This window comes from Halorubrum halodurans (assembly GCF_002252985.1).
Taxonomy (GTDB): domain Archaea; phylum Halobacteriota; class Halobacteria; order Halobacteriales; family Haloferacaceae; genus Halorubrum; species Halorubrum halodurans.
Genome location: NZ_NHPJ01000089.1, coordinates 1 through 16,672, shown reverse-complemented (window position 1 = coordinate 16,672; position 16,672 = coordinate 1). Strand labels below are relative to the sequence as shown.

18 protein-coding genes and 1 pseudogene are annotated in these 16,672 nt (G+C 71.7%); 12 read left to right on the top strand and 7 right to left on the bottom strand.

What is annotated here, in order from left to right; translation table 11 throughout:
* The 7 genes and pseudogenes from DJ70_RS09170 to DJ70_RS16905 form a co-directional block, all read left to right on the top strand.
* Positions 1–354 (top strand): annotated as a pseudogene (locus DJ70_RS09170) (hypothetical protein); the annotation flags it as partial.
* Positions 355–389: 35 nt separating this feature from the next.
* On the top strand, positions 390–1,121 hold the full coding sequence (locus DJ70_RS09165; RefSeq protein WP_094532193.1) for an MBL fold metallo-hydrolase: 732 nt from the start codon (positions 390–392) through the stop codon (positions 1,119–1,121).
* A gap of 48 nt (positions 1,122–1,169) precedes the next feature.
* Positions 1,170–1,772 (top strand): GNAT family N-acetyltransferase, encoded by a 603-nt coding sequence (locus DJ70_RS09160; RefSeq protein ID WP_094532191.1) that lies wholly within the window; start codon positions 1,170–1,172, stop codon positions 1,770–1,772.
* A 101-nt stretch (positions 1,773–1,873) separates the two neighbouring features.
* Positions 1,874–2,275 carry a cytidine deaminase gene (cdd, locus tag DJ70_RS09155; RefSeq protein ID WP_094532189.1) on the top strand — a complete coding sequence of 134 codons (402 nt, stop codon included), beginning with the start codon at positions 1,874–1,876 and terminating at the stop codon, positions 2,273–2,275.
* 89 nt (positions 2,276–2,364) lie between these two features.
* Positions 2,365–3,207 (top strand): nucleoside phosphorylase, encoded by an 843-nt coding sequence (locus tag DJ70_RS09150; RefSeq protein WP_094532187.1) that lies wholly within the window; start codon positions 2,365–2,367, stop codon positions 3,205–3,207.
* Positions 3,208–3,297: 90 nt separating this feature from the next.
* Positions 3,298–4,479: an NAD(P)/FAD-dependent oxidoreductase gene (locus tag DJ70_RS09145; RefSeq protein ID WP_094532185.1), complete on the top strand. Its 1,182-nt coding sequence runs from the start codon at positions 3,298–3,300 to the stop codon at positions 4,477–4,479.
* A 39-nt stretch (positions 4,480–4,518) separates the two neighbouring features.
* Positions 4,519–4,752: a hypothetical protein gene (locus DJ70_RS16905; RefSeq protein ID WP_143420999.1), complete on the top strand. Its 234-nt coding sequence runs from the start codon at positions 4,519–4,521 to the stop codon at positions 4,750–4,752.
* 398 nt (positions 4,753–5,150) lie between these two features.
* Here the strand turns inward: DJ70_RS16905 and DJ70_RS09140 are convergent, their stop codons facing one another.
* Positions 5,151–5,684 (bottom strand): Rrf2 family transcriptional regulator, encoded by a 534-nt coding sequence (locus DJ70_RS09140; RefSeq protein ID WP_094532183.1) that lies wholly within the window; start codon positions 5,682–5,684, stop codon positions 5,151–5,153.
* Positions 5,685–5,768: 84 nt separating this feature from the next.
* Positions 5,769–6,065, bottom strand: coding sequence for a hypothetical protein (locus DJ70_RS09135; protein ID WP_094532181.1), 297 nt, complete (start codon positions 6,063–6,065; stop codon positions 5,769–5,771).
* Between the two features lie 120 nt (positions 6,066–6,185).
* On the opposite strand from DJ70_RS09135, the gene rocF reads away from it, so the two are divergent.
* Positions 6,186–7,091: an arginase gene (gene rocF, locus DJ70_RS09130; protein WP_094532179.1), complete on the top strand. Its 906-nt coding sequence runs from the start codon at positions 6,186–6,188 to the stop codon at positions 7,089–7,091.
* Between the two features lie 28 nt (positions 7,092–7,119).
* Here the strand turns inward: rocF and aroA are convergent, their stop codons facing one another.
* A complete protein-coding gene (aroA, locus tag DJ70_RS09125) occupies positions 7,120–8,457 on the bottom strand; it encodes a 3-phosphoshikimate 1-carboxyvinyltransferase (protein ID WP_094532177.1) in 1,338 nt (445 codons plus the stop codon).
* A gap of 123 nt (positions 8,458–8,580) precedes the next feature.
* Between aroA and DJ70_RS09120 the strand changes: the two genes are divergently transcribed.
* The gene (locus DJ70_RS09120; protein WP_094532175.1) at positions 8,581–9,672 is read left to right on the top strand and encodes a metal-dependent hydrolase; all 1,092 of its coding nucleotides are present in this window, start codon (positions 8,581–8,583) and stop codon (positions 9,670–9,672) included.
* A gap of 42 nt (positions 9,673–9,714) precedes the next feature.
* Here the strand turns inward: DJ70_RS09120 and trmB are convergent, their stop codons facing one another.
* Positions 9,715–10,767: an HTH-type sugar sensing transcriptional regulator TrmB gene (trmB, locus tag DJ70_RS09115; RefSeq protein WP_094532173.1), complete on the bottom strand. Its 1,053-nt coding sequence runs from the start codon at positions 10,765–10,767 to the stop codon at positions 9,715–9,717.
* A gap of 96 nt (positions 10,768–10,863) precedes the next feature.
* A complete protein-coding gene (locus tag DJ70_RS09110) occupies positions 10,864–11,706 on the bottom strand; it encodes a proteasome assembly chaperone family protein (protein ID WP_094532171.1) in 843 nt (280 codons plus the stop codon).
* Between the two features lie 155 nt (positions 11,707–11,861).
* Here DJ70_RS09110 and DJ70_RS09105 point away from each other — a divergent pair, with 155 nt between their 5' ends.
* Together DJ70_RS09105 and DJ70_RS09100 are read left to right on the top strand one after the other, a co-directional pair.
* The gene (locus tag DJ70_RS09105) at positions 11,862–12,872 is read left to right on the top strand and encodes a mechanosensitive ion channel family protein (RefSeq protein WP_094532169.1); all 1,011 of its coding nucleotides are present in this window, start codon (positions 11,862–11,864) and stop codon (positions 12,870–12,872) included.
* Between the two features lie 67 nt (positions 12,873–12,939).
* Positions 12,940–14,490 (top strand): MATE family efflux transporter, encoded by a 1,551-nt coding sequence (locus DJ70_RS09100; RefSeq protein WP_094532167.1) that lies wholly within the window; start codon positions 12,940–12,942, stop codon positions 14,488–14,490.
* A gap of 28 nt (positions 14,491–14,518) precedes the next feature.
* Here the strand turns inward: DJ70_RS09100 and DJ70_RS09095 are convergent, their stop codons facing one another.
* Positions 14,519–14,746, bottom strand: coding sequence for a DUF7385 family protein (locus DJ70_RS09095; RefSeq protein WP_094532165.1), 228 nt, complete (start codon positions 14,744–14,746; stop codon positions 14,519–14,521).
* Positions 14,747–14,837: 91 nt separating this feature from the next.
* Positions 14,838–15,629 (bottom strand): DUF7117 family protein, encoded by a 792-nt coding sequence (locus tag DJ70_RS09090; RefSeq protein ID WP_094532163.1) that lies wholly within the window; start codon positions 15,627–15,629, stop codon positions 14,838–14,840.
* Between the two features lie 126 nt (positions 15,630–15,755).
* Here DJ70_RS09090 and DJ70_RS17390 point away from each other — a divergent pair.
* A partial coding sequence (locus tag DJ70_RS17390; RefSeq protein ID WP_094532161.1) for a DUF7544 domain-containing protein occupies positions 15,756–16,672 on the top strand: 917 nt, incomplete at its 3' end.

Sequence of the window (16,672 nt, the reverse complement as noted above, 5' to 3'; positions counted from 1 at the left end):
GGCGGCGTCGACGCGGCGGCGGCCGGACCGGACGGCCGGCCGAGCGTCCCGCGGCTGGTCTGTGAGGTCGACGGTCGGGTCGCGGCCGTCCTCGGCGGCGTGGAGAGCCTCCGAACTCCGCCGGCCGCCGCGTTCCCGTACGTCTACCGCCGCGACCCGGCGGACAAGCGGTTCCGCGTCCGTCGCAGCGACGACGGGACGGTCGTCGAGACCGCGAGCGGCTTCGCGGCGATGCGCGCCGCCGGGTTCGTCCCCGTCCCGATGCCGCTCGTCCCCGAGCACGTCCTCGGGCCGTCGGTCGACGTCGACGGCGCGTGGGACCTCGTCGTCGGCGACGGGGCCGAGGACGGATAGCCACGCTCAAGGGGCGACCGACCGGATCACGTGACATGACCGTCAGGTACGACGACCTTGCCGTCGAGTGGCTCGGCTACGCGACCGCCCGCGTCTCCGCCGGCGGCCCGGTGGTGTACACGGACCCCGGTCGGTACGGCGTCCTCGACGACTACTGGGCCCGCGACGGCGACGTCGTCCTCGTGACCCACGACCACCACTACGACCCCGCGGGGATCCGCTCCGTCGCGGACGCGGACGCGACGCTCGTGATCTACGAGGGCGTCGAGCCCGACCGGATCGGCCGCGACGTGGAGCCGATCGCGGAGCTGGAGGCCGACTACGACGTGGTCCGCGTCGACGACGAGGCCCGCGTCGACGTCGAGGCCGACGACGGGACGGTCCCCGTCTGGACGGTGGCCGCGCACAACGAGCCGGACGGTCCCTGCGCGAACGACGACGGGACGGTCCCGCATCCCGAGGGCTTCGGCTGCGGCTTCCTGTTCTCCGTCGGTGACCGGACCGTGCTCTGGCCCGGCGACGGCGACGCGCTCGACGGGCTCGCCGAGCTCGACGTGGGCGTCCTCCTCGCGAACATCGGCGGCGGGGGGATCGTCTCCGACCGTCACGCCGCCGCCGATCTGGCCGAGCGCATGGCCCCGGACCTCGTCGTGCCGATCCACTACGACGCCTTCGACGACCTGGAGGCGGACGCCGAGGCGTTCGCCGCCGACGTCGCCGCCCGGTCGATCCCGGTCGCGCTCGACGAGCGGGCCGTACGGCAGTGAAGCCGGGGGCGGCAAACCGTTTTTATCCCCGGCCGCGTAGGACGGCGTATGTACGTCCGCGACGCCAAGAACCGTGACGAGGCGTGGTTACTGGACGCGATCGAGCGGCTCGGGCTCGACGACGTCGCCTTCCGGTCACGGGACTACGTGATCGCGGTCGACGAGGAGACCGGCGACCGGGCCGGCTTCGGTCGGCTCCGACTTCACCGGGGCGAGGACGCGGAACGGATCGAGCTCACCGGGATCGGCGTCCTCCCGGAGTGGCGGGGTCGCGGCGTCGGAGCCCACGTCGTCGAGCGGCTGGTCGACACCGCGGCCGCCGAGGGGTTCGAGACGGTGTACGTGCTCACCGACCAGCCCGATTACCTGACGCAGTTCGGCTTCGAAACGGTCGACACCGACGCCCTCCCGGCGGCGCTCTCGGACCGGCTGACGGAGAAACGCGAGTTCCTCGGCGGCGGCGTGGTCGGCCTCCGCGTCGGCATCGACGACTTCGAGATGCCCGAGAAGCTGCGGGAGGCGTTCAAGAACGCGGACGCCGGCGGCTCCGACGACGGGGACGAGGGAGGATCGGAGGAGACCACCGAGTCCGCCGAGGACTTCGGGATAGACCCGGAGACGGCGACCTACAAGTACGACACCGGCCGGTGAGGTCGCCGCGGGATCGCCGGTCGGCGGGATCGCCGGCCGGTGAGGTCGTCGCTCGCCCGTCGACCCGACCGCTTATCGGGTGGCCGGGCGAGGATCGATCCATGGACCTGATCGAGGCCGCGCGCGACGCCCTCGCCGACGCCCACGTCCCGTACTCCGGGTACCGCGTCGGGGCCGCGCTCCGCACCGCCGACGGCACCGTCTACACCGGCTGTAACATCGAGAACGCCAACTACTCCAACAGTCTCCACGCCGAGGAGGTGGCGCTCGCGGAGGCGGTGAAGAACGGCCACCGGGAGTTCGACCGGCTCGCCGTCGCCTCGGGCGTCCGCGACGGCGTCACGCCCTGCGGGATGTGCCGGCAGAGCCTCGCCGAGTTCGCGGCCGAGGACCTCCCAGTGGTCTGTGACGAGGGCGACGGCGAGACGAGCGAGTACACCCTCGGCGAGCTGCTCCCGAACACGATAAGCCAGGGGACGCTCGACGACGCGCGGAACCGCTGAGCTCGGCGCGCGACCGTCCGCGCAGGCTCGCTCGGGGAGACGTTCCCGAGCCGGAACGCCTTTTAAACGCCTCGACGAAGGTCGGGGACATGACCGACGAGGACGACGCGCCGGCCGCCGGCGGCAGCGAGGACCCGAACGACGAGGTCCAGTATCACCTCGAGGTCGGCGAGGGCGACGTCGCCGACGCCGTGCTCCTCCCCGGCAACCCGGAACGGGTCGACAAGATCACCGCGCTGTGGGACGACCACGAGGCGGTCGCCGCCCACCGCGAGTACCGCACCGCGACCGGCACCTACGACGGCGCGCCGATCTCGGTCACCTCCACCGGGATCGGCTCGCCGTCCGCCGCCATCGCGGTCGAGGAGCTGGCACGCGTCGGCGTCGACACGTTCATCCGGGTCGGCTCCTGCGGCGCGATCCAGCCGGACATGGCCGTCGGCGACCTGGTGATCACGACCGGCGCGGTCCGCCAGGAGGGGACGAGCGACGAGTACGTCCGGGAGGACTACCCGGCGGCCGCCGACGGCGAGGTCGTCTCCGCGCTCGTCGCCGCCGCCGAGCGGCTCGGCTACGACTACCACGCCGGGATCACGATGAGCGCGGACTCGTTTTACGCCGGACAGGGGCGGCCGGGGTTCGAGGGGTTCGAGGCCGCGGGCTCCGACGAGCTGGTCGCGGAACTCCGGGACGCGAACGTGAAGAACATCGAGATGGAGGCGTCGGCGATCCTCACGGTCGCGAACGTGTACGGGCTCCGGGCGGGCGCGGTGTGTTCGGTGTACGCGAACCGCGTCACCGGCGAGTTCCGGACGGAGGGCGAGTCGCGGGCGGCCGAGACCGCGAGCCTCGCCGTGACGCTGCTCGCGCGCATGGACGAGGTCAAACGCGAGGCCGGCGTCGACCGCTGGCACGCCGGGCTCTCGATCTGAGCGGGGGACGGCGCGGACCCCGATCCCGCGGACGCCACGTGCGAGAGCGGTTCCAAAGCGACTTTATCCGCGGGCCGCGGATCGACAGTCATGACAACTCAGGTCGTCGTCGTCGGGTCCGGCTACGCCGGTTCCGGGGCGGTGAAGGCGTTTGAGGACGAGGTCGGCGAGGGCGAGGCGGAGCTCACCTGGATCTCCGAGCACGACTACCACCTCGTCCTCCACGAGGTTCACCGCGCGATCCGAAACCCCGCCGTCGAGGACAGCATCACCGTCCCCGTCGGCGAGATCATGTCCGACGAGAGCGAGTTCGTCCAGGGCCGCGTCGTCGACGTCGACACCGACGAGCGGGTCGTCGAGACCGACGACGAGGAGACGGTCGAGTACGACTATCTGCTCCTGGCGATCGGATCCACCACCGCCTTCTTCGGCATCGACGGCCTGAGAGAACACGCCCACCAGCTCAAGAGCCTCGCCGACGCCCGCGCGATCCACGAGGACGTCCGGGAGGCGGCCGGGAACGCGACCCGCTCCGAGCCCGCCACCGTCGTCGTCGGCGGCGCGGGGCTGTCGGGGATCCAGACCGCCGGCGAGATCGCGGAGTACCGGGACAAACACCGCGCGCCGATCGACATCAAACTCGTCGAGGGACTCGACGAGGTGTTCCCCGGCAACGACCCGCAGATCCAGGGGGCGCTCCGTCAGCGGCTCGAGGACGCCGACGTCGAGATCCTCACCGGCGACTTCATCTCGAAGGCCGACGAGGACGCGGTGTACCTCGGCGGCGGCGAGGACGAGGAGCCGGAGGAGCTGACGTACGACGTGTTGATCTGGACCGGCGGCATCACCGGCCAGGAGGAGCTCGACGCGGTCGAGGTCGAGAAGGACGACCGCTCGAACCGGGTGTTCGCCGAGTCGGACTTCACCACGAGCGACGACCGCGTCTTCGCCATCGGCGACACCGCCCTGGTCGACCAGGGCGGCGACGACGTCGCGCCGCCGACCGCGCAGGCCGCCTGGCAGGCCGCGGAGGTCGCCGGCGAGAACCTCGCGCGGGCCGCCCGCGGCGCGCCGCTCCAGTCGTGGCAACACGAGGACAAGGGCACCGTGATCTCCGTCGGCGAGGAGGCGGTCGCTCACGACGTGGTCGGCATGCCGATCAAGACGTTCGGCGGCACCCCGGCGAAGCTCCTGAAGAAGGCGATCGCCTCGCGGTGGATCGCGAAGGTCTCCTCGACCGGACGCGGCGTGAGCGCGTTCGGCGACATGTAAGACCACCTTTTTCGAGGAGGGGTTCCCGAAGCGAACGTAGTGAGCGAGGGAACCCCTCCTCGAAAAACCTGGAGAGAAAAAGCCGACTCCGCCGTCTTCGACGGCTCCGTCGGTGAACCGCTCGCTTCGCTCGCGGATGCTCGATCCCCACCGTTCAATACAGGTGAGGGAGCGATCGATCCCGGTGGCGCGCCTCCGAGTGCCCCGAAGGGGCACGAGGAGCCCGCGAGGGACGTCGCGAACGCAGTGAGCGACGAGGTTGGGGAGGCGTGAGGTGCGGTTGCGGGTCGGTTGGGTGGGACTCAAAGGGGCAGTCGTGAGGACGACGCACGGCGACGTAAGCACTGGAAGGAACGAACGAAGTGAGTGACTGAAGCGCGCAACGAGTCGCGCGAGTCCTCACGACTGGGGCTTTGGAGGAGTTCACCGCGCCAGCAACGATCCCCTTCTACTCATCCCAACCTCTACTGAAACACCCGTACCACTGGCACTGTTTGGTGACCACCTGTTTCACGTCATATCGTGTCCGAAGAAGGGTATCTCAACGTAACTAACCCTTCTACCCCTTCTCTCATCGACACCCAGACGCGCCGCTTTCGGGTCGTGAGAGAAACAGGTCCACTGACTCCCCTCCGTATCGGTCGCGACCCTCGATGGTTTCGTACGGCTCGTCAGTGCGCGGATTCGCCGGCGGGCGCGTGCATGTCGTCGATCCGGAGGATGAGCACGTTCGCGGTGTCGTCCTTCCCGTCGACGGTGCCGTCGATGAGCAGCTTCGAGAGCGGGGTGGGGCCGACCGTCACGGAGTCGCCCTCGTGGAAGTCGCGTACCGACCCCTGGACGTGGATCTCCGCGCGACAGAGCTCGGGGTGGTGGACGCTCGAGAGGTCGATCCCGTCGACGTTGACGCCCTCAACGGTCTCGCCCTCGTGGGTGATCGGGACGTGGGCGGGCTCGTCCATCCGCTGGATGTCGAGCGCCTCGTAGGCGTTCGAGGTGGGTTTGTACCCGCCCTTCGGGCCGGGGACGCCCTCGACGAGCTGGAGCGCCTTCAGGCTCTGCATCTGGTTCCTGATGGTCCCCGGATTACGGTCGACCTCTTCGGCGATCGCTTCCCCCTTGACGGCGTCCTCCTCCTCCCCGTAGAGGTTGATGAGCGCCGAGAGGATGCTCTTCTGGCTCGACGTGAGTTCGATCGATGACATGGGTGCGAGTAGATGGCGACCCCGCATAAAGGCGATGGAAGTCACTTATAAATTGATCGGCCGGGGCGAGTCGTTCGGCCCCGCTCACCGGTAGAGCTGCCGATACCGGAGGTACGCCGCGGGGCTCGCCAGCACGACGAGGAGTCCGATCGCGACGAGGACGAGCCCGACGTCGCCGAGGAGCACCAGCAGCCCGAACCCGGCGAAGGCGATCACCGACCCCGTGAACGCGACGGCGATCATCGCCCCGGCCGGACCGATCTCCTCCGGGGCGACCGGCCCCGGCTCGCGGCCGCCCCCATCCGCCCCGTTCCCGTCCGCGCCGTTCCCGTCCACGCCGGTCCCGTCCGCGTCGGTCCCGTCCGCGTCGGCTCCGCCCATGCGCTGTTCGTTCGCGGGCGACGAGGAAACCGTGACGGATCCGGACCGCGGGCGGCGCGCCGTCGGTCCGGTCCTCCGCGGATCCACGCCTTTCAAGCGGCGGGAGGTTCCCCTACCGGTATGACGAGAGTCAGAATCATCGGCGCGCCGACGGACTACGGAGCCAACCGACGCGGCGTCGACATGGGCCCGTCGGCGATCCGCTACGCCGGCCTCGCCGACGAGTTGGCGGGCGCGGGCGTCGACGTCGTCGACGCGGGGGATCTCACCGTCCCCCGCGCCGAGGAGCGGGACCCGGACACCGACGCGCCGGCGGAGGGCGACGCGAAGTTCCTCCACGAGGTCGCCGACGTCTGTCGGCGGCTCGCCGACGAGACCGAGGAAACGCTCGCCGAGGGGTCGGTCCCGCTGGCGCTCGGCGGCGACCACTCGATCGCGATCGGCTCGCTCGTGGGGGCCGCCCGCGACGCCGACGTCGGCGCGGTGTGGTTCGACGCCCACGCCGACCTCAACACCCCGTCGACGACCCCCTCGGGGAACGTCCACGGGATGCCGCTCGCGGCGGCGCTCGGCGTCGACGAGTTCGCGGACACCGAGTGGGCGAACGCGCCCGGCCTCGAGCCGGAGAACGTCGCGCTCGTCGGCCTCCGGTCCGTCGACGGCGCGGAGGTCGAGCTGTTGCGCGAGCACGGCTTCACCGCCTACACGATGTCCGATATCGACGAGCGGGGGATCACGGACGTGACCGAGGACGCGCTCGCGGCGGCCTCGGCGGGCGTCGACGGCGTCCACGTCAGCCTCGATCTCGACTGGCTCGATCCCAACGAGGCGCCGGGCGTGGGGACGCCGGTCCGGGGCGGGGTCACCTACCGGGAGGCCCACAGCGCGATGGAGATCGTCGACGACGCCGACTGCCTCCGGTCGATGGAGCTCGTCGAGGTGAACCCGACGCTCGACCAGCACAACGAGACGGCCGAGCTCGCGACCGAACTGGCCGCCAGCGCGTTCGGCAAGCGCGTGATCTAGGGGGCGGGTCGGTCGAACCCCGCTCCGGTCACTCCGCCCGGTCGACCGTCGCGCCGAGGTCGGCCATCGTCTCGAAGAACGTCGGGAACGAGACGTCGACGTGTTCCCCGCCGCGGATCGTCGTAGTGCCCTCGGCCGCGAGCGCGGCGACCGCCAGCGCCATCACGATCCGGTGGTCGGCCCGGCCGTCGACGGTCGCGCCGCGGAGTTCGCTCTCGGAGCCGTGGACCGTGAGCGTATCCGGCTCCTCCGTGGTCGCCGCGCCGAGCCGCTCCAGCTCCTCGGCCATCGCGGCCACCCGGTCGGTCTCCTTGTAGCGGACGTGCTCGCAGTTGACGATCCGCGTCTCGCCGTCGGCGACCGCGCCGAGCGCCGCGATCGTCGGGAGCAGGTCCGGCGTGTCGCCGACGTCGACCTCGACGCCGGAGAGCGCGGACCGCTCGACCGTGATCGTGCCCGCCTCGCGGTCCCAGTCGATCGCCGCGCCCATCCGCTCCGCGATCCCGACGATCGCGGCGTCGCCCTGCGCGCTCGGGCGAGCGCCCTCGATACGGACCGCGCCGCCGGGGTCGGCCGCGACCGCGCCCGCGGCGACGAGGTACGAGATCGACGAGAAGTCGCCGGGGACCGCGTACCGGCCGTCCTCGGGGGTGTAGGTCTGGCCGCCGGGGACGACGAACCCCTCGGCGCCGTCGGCGGTGTCGCTGCCGATCGGGTCGGCGGTCACCCCGAAGTCGGCCAGCAGCTCGAGCGTGATGTCGACGTAGGGGGCCGACTTGAGCTCCGTCGTCAGCGACACCTCGATCCCGTCGTCGGTGACTGCGCCGGCCATGAGCAGGGCGGTGACGTACTGCGAGGAGACGTCGCCGGGGATCGCCACCTCGCCGCCCGACAGCGGCCCGAAGACGACGAGGGGAGCCTGCCCGTTCCCGCGGGTCGACTCGGCGCGGACGCCGAGGTCGGCGAGCGCGTCGAGTAGCGGTCCCTGCGGGCGAGACCTGAGCGACGAGTCGCCGGTGAGGACGGTGCCGCCGTCGCCGAGCGCGGCGGTTCCGGTCACGAGCCGGGTGGTCGTCCCCGAGTTCCCGCAGTCGATGACGTCGTCGGGGACCGCGGGTCGACCGTCGAACCCCTCGATTTCGACCGCGTCGGTGGCCGCGTCCCACTCCGCGGGGGTCGGGTCGACGGCGCCGCCGAAGGCGGTCACGGCGCGGGCCGTCGCGCGCGTGTCCGCGGAGACGAGCGGCGAGAGCACCGTCGCGCCGTCGCTGTACCCCGCCGCGAGCAGCGCGCGGTGCGTGTAGCTCTTCGAGGGCGGCGCGCGAGCCGTCCCGTCGACCGCGGATCGAGTGACGTGAACGTCCATGTCGTCCCCTGTCGCGCGCGTCGGTAAGTGAATACCGGATGCGCCGTGCTCACACTCGGACCGAGGCGCGGTCACGTGCGACCTGCGAGCCGCTTATCTCCCTCGCGGTCGTACCGCGAGAACGTGTTCGTCGGCCACGCCCTGTTCGCGTTCGCCCTCGCGGCCCTGCTCGCGGACCGGCTGGGCTGGTCCGCGGAGCGCGCGCTGACGCTCGGCGCGGTCGCCGGGGCGTTCGCCGCGCTCCCCGACGTCGACATGGCGTACGCGGCGGTCGCGATCGACTTCGGCCGTCTCACCGCCGAGTCGCTGACGCGACCGAGCACCCTCTGGGACGCCACCCGCGAGGTCCACCGCGCGCTGACCCACTCGCTCGTCGTGTCGATGATCGCCGGGGGCGCGTTCGGCCTCTGGGCGGTCGCGTGGGACCGGCGGCCCGCGGTTCGGACGGCCGGGTCCCTCCTCGCCGTCGCGGTCCTGGCCGCGCTGGTCGGGATCGGGTCGTCCCTGAACGGGACGCTCGGGCTGGTCGTCCTCGGGACGTTCGCGGTCGGCGGGCTCGCGATCGCGACGGTCGCCCGGCTCCGGACCGACCTCTCCGGGCGGGCGCTCGCGACCGCGGCCGTCCTCGGGCTGTGCTCGCACCCGTGGGGCGATCTGGTCACCGGCGAGCCGCCGAAGCTGTTCTACCCGTTCGACGTCCGCGTCCTCGACGGCCGCGTGCTGCTCCACGGCGACCCGACGGTCCACCTCCTCGGCGCGTTCGCGCTCGAGTTGGCCGTCGTCTGGCTCGCGGCGGTCGCGGTCGCGACCGTGACCGGTCGGTCGTGGCGGGACGCGGTCGACCCGCGCGCCGCGGCCGGGCTGACCTACGGCGTCGTCGCCGTCCTCATGACGCCGCCGACGCTCGAGGTGTCGTATCACTTCGTGTTCTCGATCCTCGCGGTCGGCGTCGTCTGCGGCGGGCTGCCCGTCGCCCCCGTCCCGGCGGGGTGGCGAACGAGGCTGCCGGGGGCGACGGGACCGCCGGCGCTCGGCTCCGGCCGCTCGGCGCCGAGCCTCCGGGAGCTGCGTCGACGGGTCGCCGTGCCGCCGTCGGCGCCCGCGGTCACGTTCACCGCGCTCGCGGGAGTCACGGCCGCGCTGGTCGGCTACGCGACGGTGTACGTCGCGACCGAACTCCTCGCCGCGGCGGCCGGCGGCGTGCTGCCGGCCTGAGATCCCGACCCCGTCGACCCGGCGGACTCGGGCCGGCCCCGTTCAGATCTCGGGCGGCGCGCCGCGACCGATGACGATCACCTGTCCCTCGACGTCCTCCAGCGCGGCGACGCGACCGCCGATCTCGACGGGGCCGTCGTCGGTCTCGACGACGAGCGAGGCGACCTCCTCCGTATCCTCGAACGCGACGTCGACGACCCGGCCCCGTACCGTGACGGACTCGCCCGTCTCGATGTCGCGACCCTCCACGGTCGCGTAGAAGTCGTCGCCGTCGAACTCGCGGACGTCCTTGACGGCCCGCCGGATCGAGGCGTACCGTCGGGGGAAGGGCCGGGCCTTCCCGTCGCCCGCGAGCGTCTCCGCGGTCGTCCACAGGACCGTCCCGAAGAAGCCGGAGACGAGGAAGCCGAGCGCGGAGCGGTTGAAGATGACGCCGTACCGCTCGCGGTCGTCGCGGAGGGCGTCCTGGGTCGCGTACACCGAGTACTCCCCGTCGCCGACCGCGAGGACCGGCGTGGTGATCCCCCGCCTCGCGCGTGCGATCGTCGCGACCTCGAGGTAGTCGAACTCCTCGGGGTTCGGCGCGCGGGAGGCCGGCGTCACGAGGAGTTCGACGCTTACGCCGTCGTCGACCTTCCGCGCGAGTTCCTCGCGGAACCGGCGGAGGAGGTCGGGCGTGAGCGAGACGGCGAGTTCGTACTCCGCGCCGGTGATCACCTCCTCGAGGTACCGCAGGATCGTCGAGCGGGACTTCACGAGGGACACCGCCTCCGTCTCGCGGGTCGGCGCGGTGTAGCGCGCCTCGAGCTCGTCGACCATCTCCGTGAACGACGAGCGCAGTTCGTCGAAGGCGTCCTCCGGATCGACCGCCACGATCTTCATCGGACGCGACTCGCGGAGCTCGACGAGCCCGCGGTCCGCCAGGCTCCGCACCGTGTCGTACACCCGCGGCTGCGGGATGTCCGTGCGGTCGGCGATGTCGCTCGCGGTCAGTTCGCCGTGTTCCAACACCGCGAGGTACGCGTCGATCTCGTACTCTCCCAGGTTGAATCGGTCTCCGACGTGATCGAGCGTCGCCCGGAGATCGTCGGTCATGTACGGCGTGACGGTCCCATCCGGTATAGCTTTTTACTATGAGCTGAGTTGTACGGGATTCTAGAGCCGGATACGTCGGCGGCCGCGCGGCCGCGCTCACATGTACATCCGGTCGTAGGTGCCCTCCGACTCGCGCTCCTCGATCCGCTCGGCGAGGTCCTCGTAGTGGCGGCGGATCTCGGCCGCGAACGCCTCGAGGGGTCCCGCGTCGACGTCGAGGCCGTAGAGGTCGGTCGCCGTCTCGACGAGCCGGACGGCCGCCTCCACGTCGGGCGCCTGCGCGTGGACGGGCGTGACGAACAGCCCGACGCCGAGCGGGGAGTCCATGCCGCGCTCGAGCAGCGCCGCGTTCACGCCGTCGAGGAACCCGGACGCCATCGGCGGCACCGTCGCCTCCGCGAGCCGGCTCTCGCGGTAGTCGTCCGTGGCGACGTAGAACGTGCGGTGGGCGTCCGGCCCGTGCGGGATCGGCACCCCGGAGAGGACGGCGACCTCGTCGACGTCGTTGGCGGCCGTCCACGCGAGGACCGACCGCGCGAGCGATTCCCCGAGGACCGAGGGAACGAACTGCTCCGCCACGAGGACGGTCACGTCCACGTCGTCCGCGGAGTACAGGCGGGTCGGGTGCCGCGGCCGACCGTTCTCGAAGGGGGTGATCGAGGGGATCCCCTCGGCGGTGACGTGGCCTTTAACCTCCAGATCGAGGCGTTCGATCAGGTAGTCGACGGCGGTGAGTCCGGCGAGGCCGTACGAGGAGAAGCCCGCGATGAGCGTCCCGCTCGGCGTCGACTCGTGGGTGACGCTGAACGTCGGCCTGGAGCCGAGGGGTCCGTGCGGTCCGCCGGTCGCGTTCGGGACTGCGCCGCCGCCCCGGCGGAACCGGCCCGAGTCGTCTCCCTCGTCGGGATCGTCGCTCCGTCGGTCGTCGGTGTCGGGCATGCGTGATCGCGATCTCTACCGGTCGGGTGTTAGTACTTCCCACGTCGACGACCTCGGGCCCGTCGTCGCCGGGTGGACGCCGCGTCCGCGCCCGGCACGACGGCGGCCGGCTCCCCGGAGGAAACGCTTTTTCCGATGGACGACGCGGTGGAGGTATGGCACAACCGGCGGGCGCCGCCCCGATCGTCGAGTGGTCCTCGTGGCTCGCCGCGATCCCCGGCGTGCGGCTGCTCGTCGTCGCCCTCTCGGTGGTCGCGGGCGCGCTGCTGGCACGGGTGGTCGTCCGGATCATCGGCCGGCCGGTGGCGCGGCGGTTCTCACGGCAGAGCGTCGCACAGACCGTCGTCCGGGGCGTTCGCGTCGGGACGATCACGGGCGCGTTCCTCACCGGCCTCTGGGTGGTCGGGTTCCAGTTCACCGACCTCCTCATCGGGACCGCCGTCCTCTCGGCGGTGGTGGGTATCATCCTCGCGCCGCTGGTGGGGAACTTCATCAACGGCGTGTTCGTGCTCGCGGACCAGCCCTTCGAGATCGGCGACATGGTCGAGCTCGACGACGGGACGCAGGGGTTCGTCGAGGACATCACCATCCGGTACACGAAGATATTCACCATCGACAACACGTTTCGGGTCGTCCCGAACGGCGCGATGCGCGAGCGTGACGTGACCAACTACTCCGCGGAGGACGAGCGCACCCGGCGCAGCATCGACGTCCTCGTCACCTACGAGTGCGACGTGACGGAGGCGCGCCGGCTCATCGAGCGCGCCGCCCGCGACTGCGACGCGGTCATCGACGGCGGCCCGGACATCCGGATCGGCGTGGCCCGCTACACCGCGAGCCCGGACTGTCGGATCCACGAGTTCGGCGACGACGGCGTGTTGTTGCGGCTCCGCTACTGGGTGAAGAAGCCGTACAAGCTCGGGAAGGTCCAGTCGGACGTGAACACCAGGATCCGCGAACGGCTCGCCGACGCCGACGTGGAGATGGCGTACCCGCACCGCCACCTCGTCTTCGACGACACCTCCGGGGTCGCCGAGGTCGGCGTCCGCGGACCCGACGACGCCGGTGACCGCGTCGACGCGGCCGGCGGCGAAGACGAGGCCGGCGGGACCGACGCGACGCCGGCGCCCGGATCCGACCCGGCCGACGAGAGCGAACGGCCCTGAGACCCCTCGTCAGGCTCCGATCTCCCCGATCGGAAGCCTGATACGTCGACTGACCGGTTATCCGACAGTGACCGACGAGCCCTCCACCCCGCCCGGAGACGTCCCCGACGGAGACGAGTCGTCGGCGGACTCGATCACCCAGGGGAGCCTCCTCCGGCCGCTGTTCCGGCTCGTGTGGCCCATCGTCGTCATCCAGCTGCTCCAGGTGACGTACAACGTCGTCGACACGCTGTACCTCGGCCGGCTCTCGGCGGAGGCCGTCGGCGCGATCAGCCTCGCGTTCCCGCTCATCTTCCTCCTCATCGCGGTCGCCGGCGGGTTCACCACCGCGGGCGCGATCCTCGTCGCGCAGTACACGGGCGCGAAGGGCGACGAGTCGGCGGGACTCGTCGCCGGCCAGACCATCGTCACGGTGGCGGTGCTCTCGGTGTTCATCGGGGTCGGCGGCTACTTCTACACCCGGCCGGCCCTGGAGCTGCTGCCGAGCGACGCCGAGACCGCGGCGACGGTGATCCCGCTCGCGGCCGACTACATGGAGGTGATCTTCCTCGGGATCCCCCTGATGTTCGGCTTCTTCGTCTTCTCGGCGCTGATGCGGGGGTACGGCGACACCCGAACCCCGATGGCGGTGATGTTCGTCTCGGTGCTCCTGAACGTCCTCCTCGACCCGTTCCTGATCTTCGGGTTCGCCGACAACCCGCTGTTCGGCTGGCTCGCGTCGCTGCCGGGGATCGCGGCGCTCGACCCGGTCGCGCTCGAGGCGTCGCTGTTCTCGGCGACCGGCTTCGCCGGGTACGGCGTCGAGGGGGCCGCGCTGGCGACGATCGCCGCCAGGGGCGTCGCGACCGGGATCGGGATCTGGGCGCTGTTCGCGACCGGCCTCGGGCCCGACCTGGGGCTCGCGGACCTGCGGCCGGACCTCGAGGTCGTCGCGGACCTCTTCCGGCTGGGGCTCCCCTCCAGCGTCGAGCAGACGACGAGCGCGCTGGCGATGATCACGCTCACCGCGATGGTCGTGACGTTCTCGCCGCCCGTCGTCGCCGCCTACGGGCTCGGCAACCGGCTCATCTCGCTGGTGTTCCTCCCGGCGATGGGGCTCGGGCGCGCCATCGACACGATGGTCGGACAGAACCTCGGCGCGGACCGGGCGGACCGCGCGGGTCGGGCCGTCCGGGTCGCCGCGACGACCGGGGCCGGCGTGATGTTCCTCGTCGCCGTGGTCGCGGTGGCGTTCACGGAGCCGATCGTCTCCGTCTTCCTCGGCGACGTCCCCGACGCGCCGGAGACCGTCGCCTACGCCGCCGAATACGTCCGGATCCGGTCGGTGGAGTTCGCCTTCATCGGCGTCTCGCAGGTGGTCCTCGGCGCGTTCCGCGGGGCGGGGAACACCAAGACCGCGATGGTGATCTCGATCCTCACCCTCTGGGTCGGCCGCGTCGCCAGCGTGGGGTACCTCGTGTTCGTCGCGGACTGGGGCGCGACCGGCGTCTGGGTCGGGATGGCGCTCGGGAACGTCCTCGGCGCGGCCGTCGGGGTCGCGTGGTTCTCCCGCGGGACGTGGTCGAACCGATACATCGAGGCGCCCGCGTCCGAGGTCGACCGCGTCGGCGAGGACTGACCGGACCCGGTGCCGACACGGGGGGATCTCAGTGCCGGAACACGTGGATCGCGTCGCCGTCGCGCACGAGACAGAAGCGCGCCCCGTCGTTCTCGGGGAACCGAGTCGCGGACCGCCGGGTCGTGAAGAGCCGGTCGAACGGCTCCTCGCAGGCCGGGCACGCCACGGCCCGGCGGTTCTCCCAGAGGCTCGTGTCGCCGGTGTCACGCAGCTGTTTCAGCGCGTGTCGGTGCTCGTGGACGTCGAAGCCGGACATGCTCTGGAGTTCGAGGCCGGGCGTTTGAACGTGCGCACGCGAGTATCAAGCGTGAGAGGGCGACGGGACCGCACGCCGGGAGGCGGGCGCGCTACGCCTCGGTCTCGTCGATCCGATCGCGGGCGCGGTCGAGGGACGCGCCGTCGCCGGTCCGGACGTAGTCGCCGAGGGCGTCGGCCGCCGCGACGAGGGCGTCGGCGGTCTCGGGGTCGACGTCGCCGCCGAGCGCCTCGACCCGTTTCGTCCGGTCACGGAGGCGTTCGAGGACGTCGCGTGCGGTCGCGATCCGCTCCGCGGGATCCCCGCCCGCATCGGCGACCGTCACCGACCGCTCGTCGTCCCCCGATCCCGCACCCGCGAACTCGTCGAGGAACGTCGAGAGATCCTCGCGGTACCCGTCGACGGCGCGGGCCGCGGCCATCCCTCGAGCCGCGCGCATCGTCTCTGGAACGCCGGCCGTCGGCGGACGCTCGCCGTCGTCGGCGCCGGCGAGCAGCGCGAGGAGGTACTCGCGGTCCGCTTCCGTCGGGTCGCGGAGGCGGTCGTGGACGTCGACCGCCTCGAGCAGTTCGCGCGCCGCGAGGTACGTGTCGTCCAGCGGTCGGAGCTCGCCGCCTTCGATGAACCCGCGCCCGCGGACGTACGCGCGGAGGTCGCGTTTCAGGTCGTCGACGCCCTCGGCGGGAAGCGTCCCGCGCGCCTCGCCGAACCGGGCGCGGTGGGCGCTCAACTCGAGGGAGACGGCCGAGTCGGTGTGGACCGCGCGGTCCGCGGTCCCGACGCTCTTTACGCTCCCGCAGTCGGGACACTCGACGCTCCCGGTCTCGTAGTACGACCAGCGACACCCGCAGTCGCGACACTCCCGTTCCCCGCGGACCTTCATCGTCGGGCGTTGGTCGCCTCCGCGGTAAAGTACTGCGGCTGCGACCGCCGGCACGGGACGGGACTCGACGACCCGGACGGGTCGGTGTGAGGTGATATATATGGGAGGGCCGCGAAACGGCCGCGCATGAGTTGGAGCGCCGTCGACGCCGTGGACGACGCGGTCGAGGCCACCCGCCGGTTCCTGTTCCCGTTCAGCGCCGTACGCTGGGCGAAGCTCGCCCTCCTCGTCCTCCTGATGGGCGGTGGCGTACGGACGAACGTCTCCGTTCCCCTCGTCCCGGACCCGGAGTTCGTGACCGGGCCGGGGAGTCCGGGCGGATCGGGCACGTCCGGATCGACGACCGGCGAGCCGTTCTTCGGCCCGAACGGGGTCGGGAGCGAGCTGGGCGGGCTCGGGAGCGTCGACGCGACCCTCCTCGCCGGGGTCGTGGGCGTCGTGCTCGCGGTCGCGCTCGCGGTCTCGGTCGCGTCGCTCTCGTTGCGGCTGGCGTTCTACGACGCGCTCCGCACGAACGAGGTCCGGCTCTGGCGGCCGTTCGTCGCGAGGCTTCGGCAGGCGTTCGGCCTGTTCGTCTTCTCGACGCTGGTCACGCTGGTGATGGCCGTCCCCGTCGCGGTCGCCGTGGTGGCCGAGGCGGACGTCGGGTGGGGGCCCGCGGACGCGCTGGGGTCGGCCGTCGCCGGGCTGCCGACGTGGGCGATCGGGGTGCTCGCGGCGCTCGCGGTGCTGCTCGCGGCGGGCGTCCTGCTCGTGCTCCGGTTCACCTACGAGTTCGTCGTCCCGGTGATGGTTCTCCGCGACGAGGGCGTCCTCGCGGGCTGGGGTCGGTTCCTCCCGACGCTCCGCGGGTCGTGGGTCGAGTTCCTCCTGTATCTCGTCGTCCACTTCTTCCTCGGCGTCGGCGTCTCCGTGGCCGAGAGCTTCGTCTTCCTCTTCGTCGGCGGGCTCGTCGCGGTGTTCGCCGGCGTCGCCGTAGTGATCGCCGGCGGGCTGTTGGGCGGGTTACAGGCGGTGACCGGGACGACCGCGGGCCTCGCGGT

Bases quoted from the DNA above. Each gene is read 5' to 3' on its own strand.
- DJ70_RS09105 (WP_094532169.1), top strand. From the start codon at position 11,862: ATGGCACAACCGGCGGGCGCCGCCCCGATCGTCGAGTGGTCCTCGTGG.
- rocF (WP_094532179.1), top strand. From the start codon at position 6,186: ATGACGAGAGTCAGAATCATCGGCGCGCCGACGGACTACGGAGCCAAC.
- DJ70_RS09165 (WP_094532193.1), top strand. From the start codon at position 390: ATGACCGTCAGGTACGACGACCTTGCCGTCGAGTGGCTCGGCTACGCG.
- trmB (WP_094532173.1), bottom strand. From the start codon at position 10,767: ATGACCGACGATCTCCGGGCGACGCTCGATCACGTCGGAGACCGATTC.
- DJ70_RS09150 (WP_094532187.1), top strand. From the start codon at position 2,365: ATGACCGACGAGGACGACGCGCCGGCCGCCGGCGGCAGCGAGGACCCG.
- DJ70_RS09090 (WP_094532163.1), bottom strand. From the start codon at position 15,629: ATGAAGGTCCGCGGGGAACGGGAGTGTCGCGACTGCGGGTGTCGCTGG.
- DJ70_RS09145 (WP_094532185.1), top strand. From the start codon at position 3,298: ATGACAACTCAGGTCGTCGTCGTCGGGTCCGGCTACGCCGGTTCCGGG.
- DJ70_RS09110 (WP_094532171.1), bottom strand. From the start codon at position 11,706: ATGCCCGACACCGACGACCGACGGAGCGACGATCCCGACGAGGGAGAC.
- DJ70_RS09140 (WP_094532183.1), bottom strand. From the start codon at position 5,684: ATGTCATCGATCGAACTCACGTCGAGCCAGAAGAGCATCCTCTCGGCG.
- DJ70_RS09135 (WP_094532181.1), bottom strand. From the start codon at position 6,065: ATGGGCGGAGCCGACGCGGACGGGACCGACGCGGACGGGACCGGCGTG.
- DJ70_RS09095 (WP_094532165.1), bottom strand. From the start codon at position 14,746: ATGTCCGGCTTCGACGTCCACGAGCACCGACACGCGCTGAAACAGCTG.
- cdd (WP_094532189.1), top strand. From the start codon at position 1,874: ATGGACCTGATCGAGGCCGCGCGCGACGCCCTCGCCGACGCCCACGTC.
- DJ70_RS09160 (WP_094532191.1), top strand. From the start codon at position 1,170: ATGTACGTCCGCGACGCCAAGAACCGTGACGAGGCGTGGTTACTGGAC.
- aroA (WP_094532177.1), bottom strand. From the start codon at position 8,457: ATGGACGTTCACGTCACTCGATCCGCGGTCGACGGGACGGCTCGCGCG.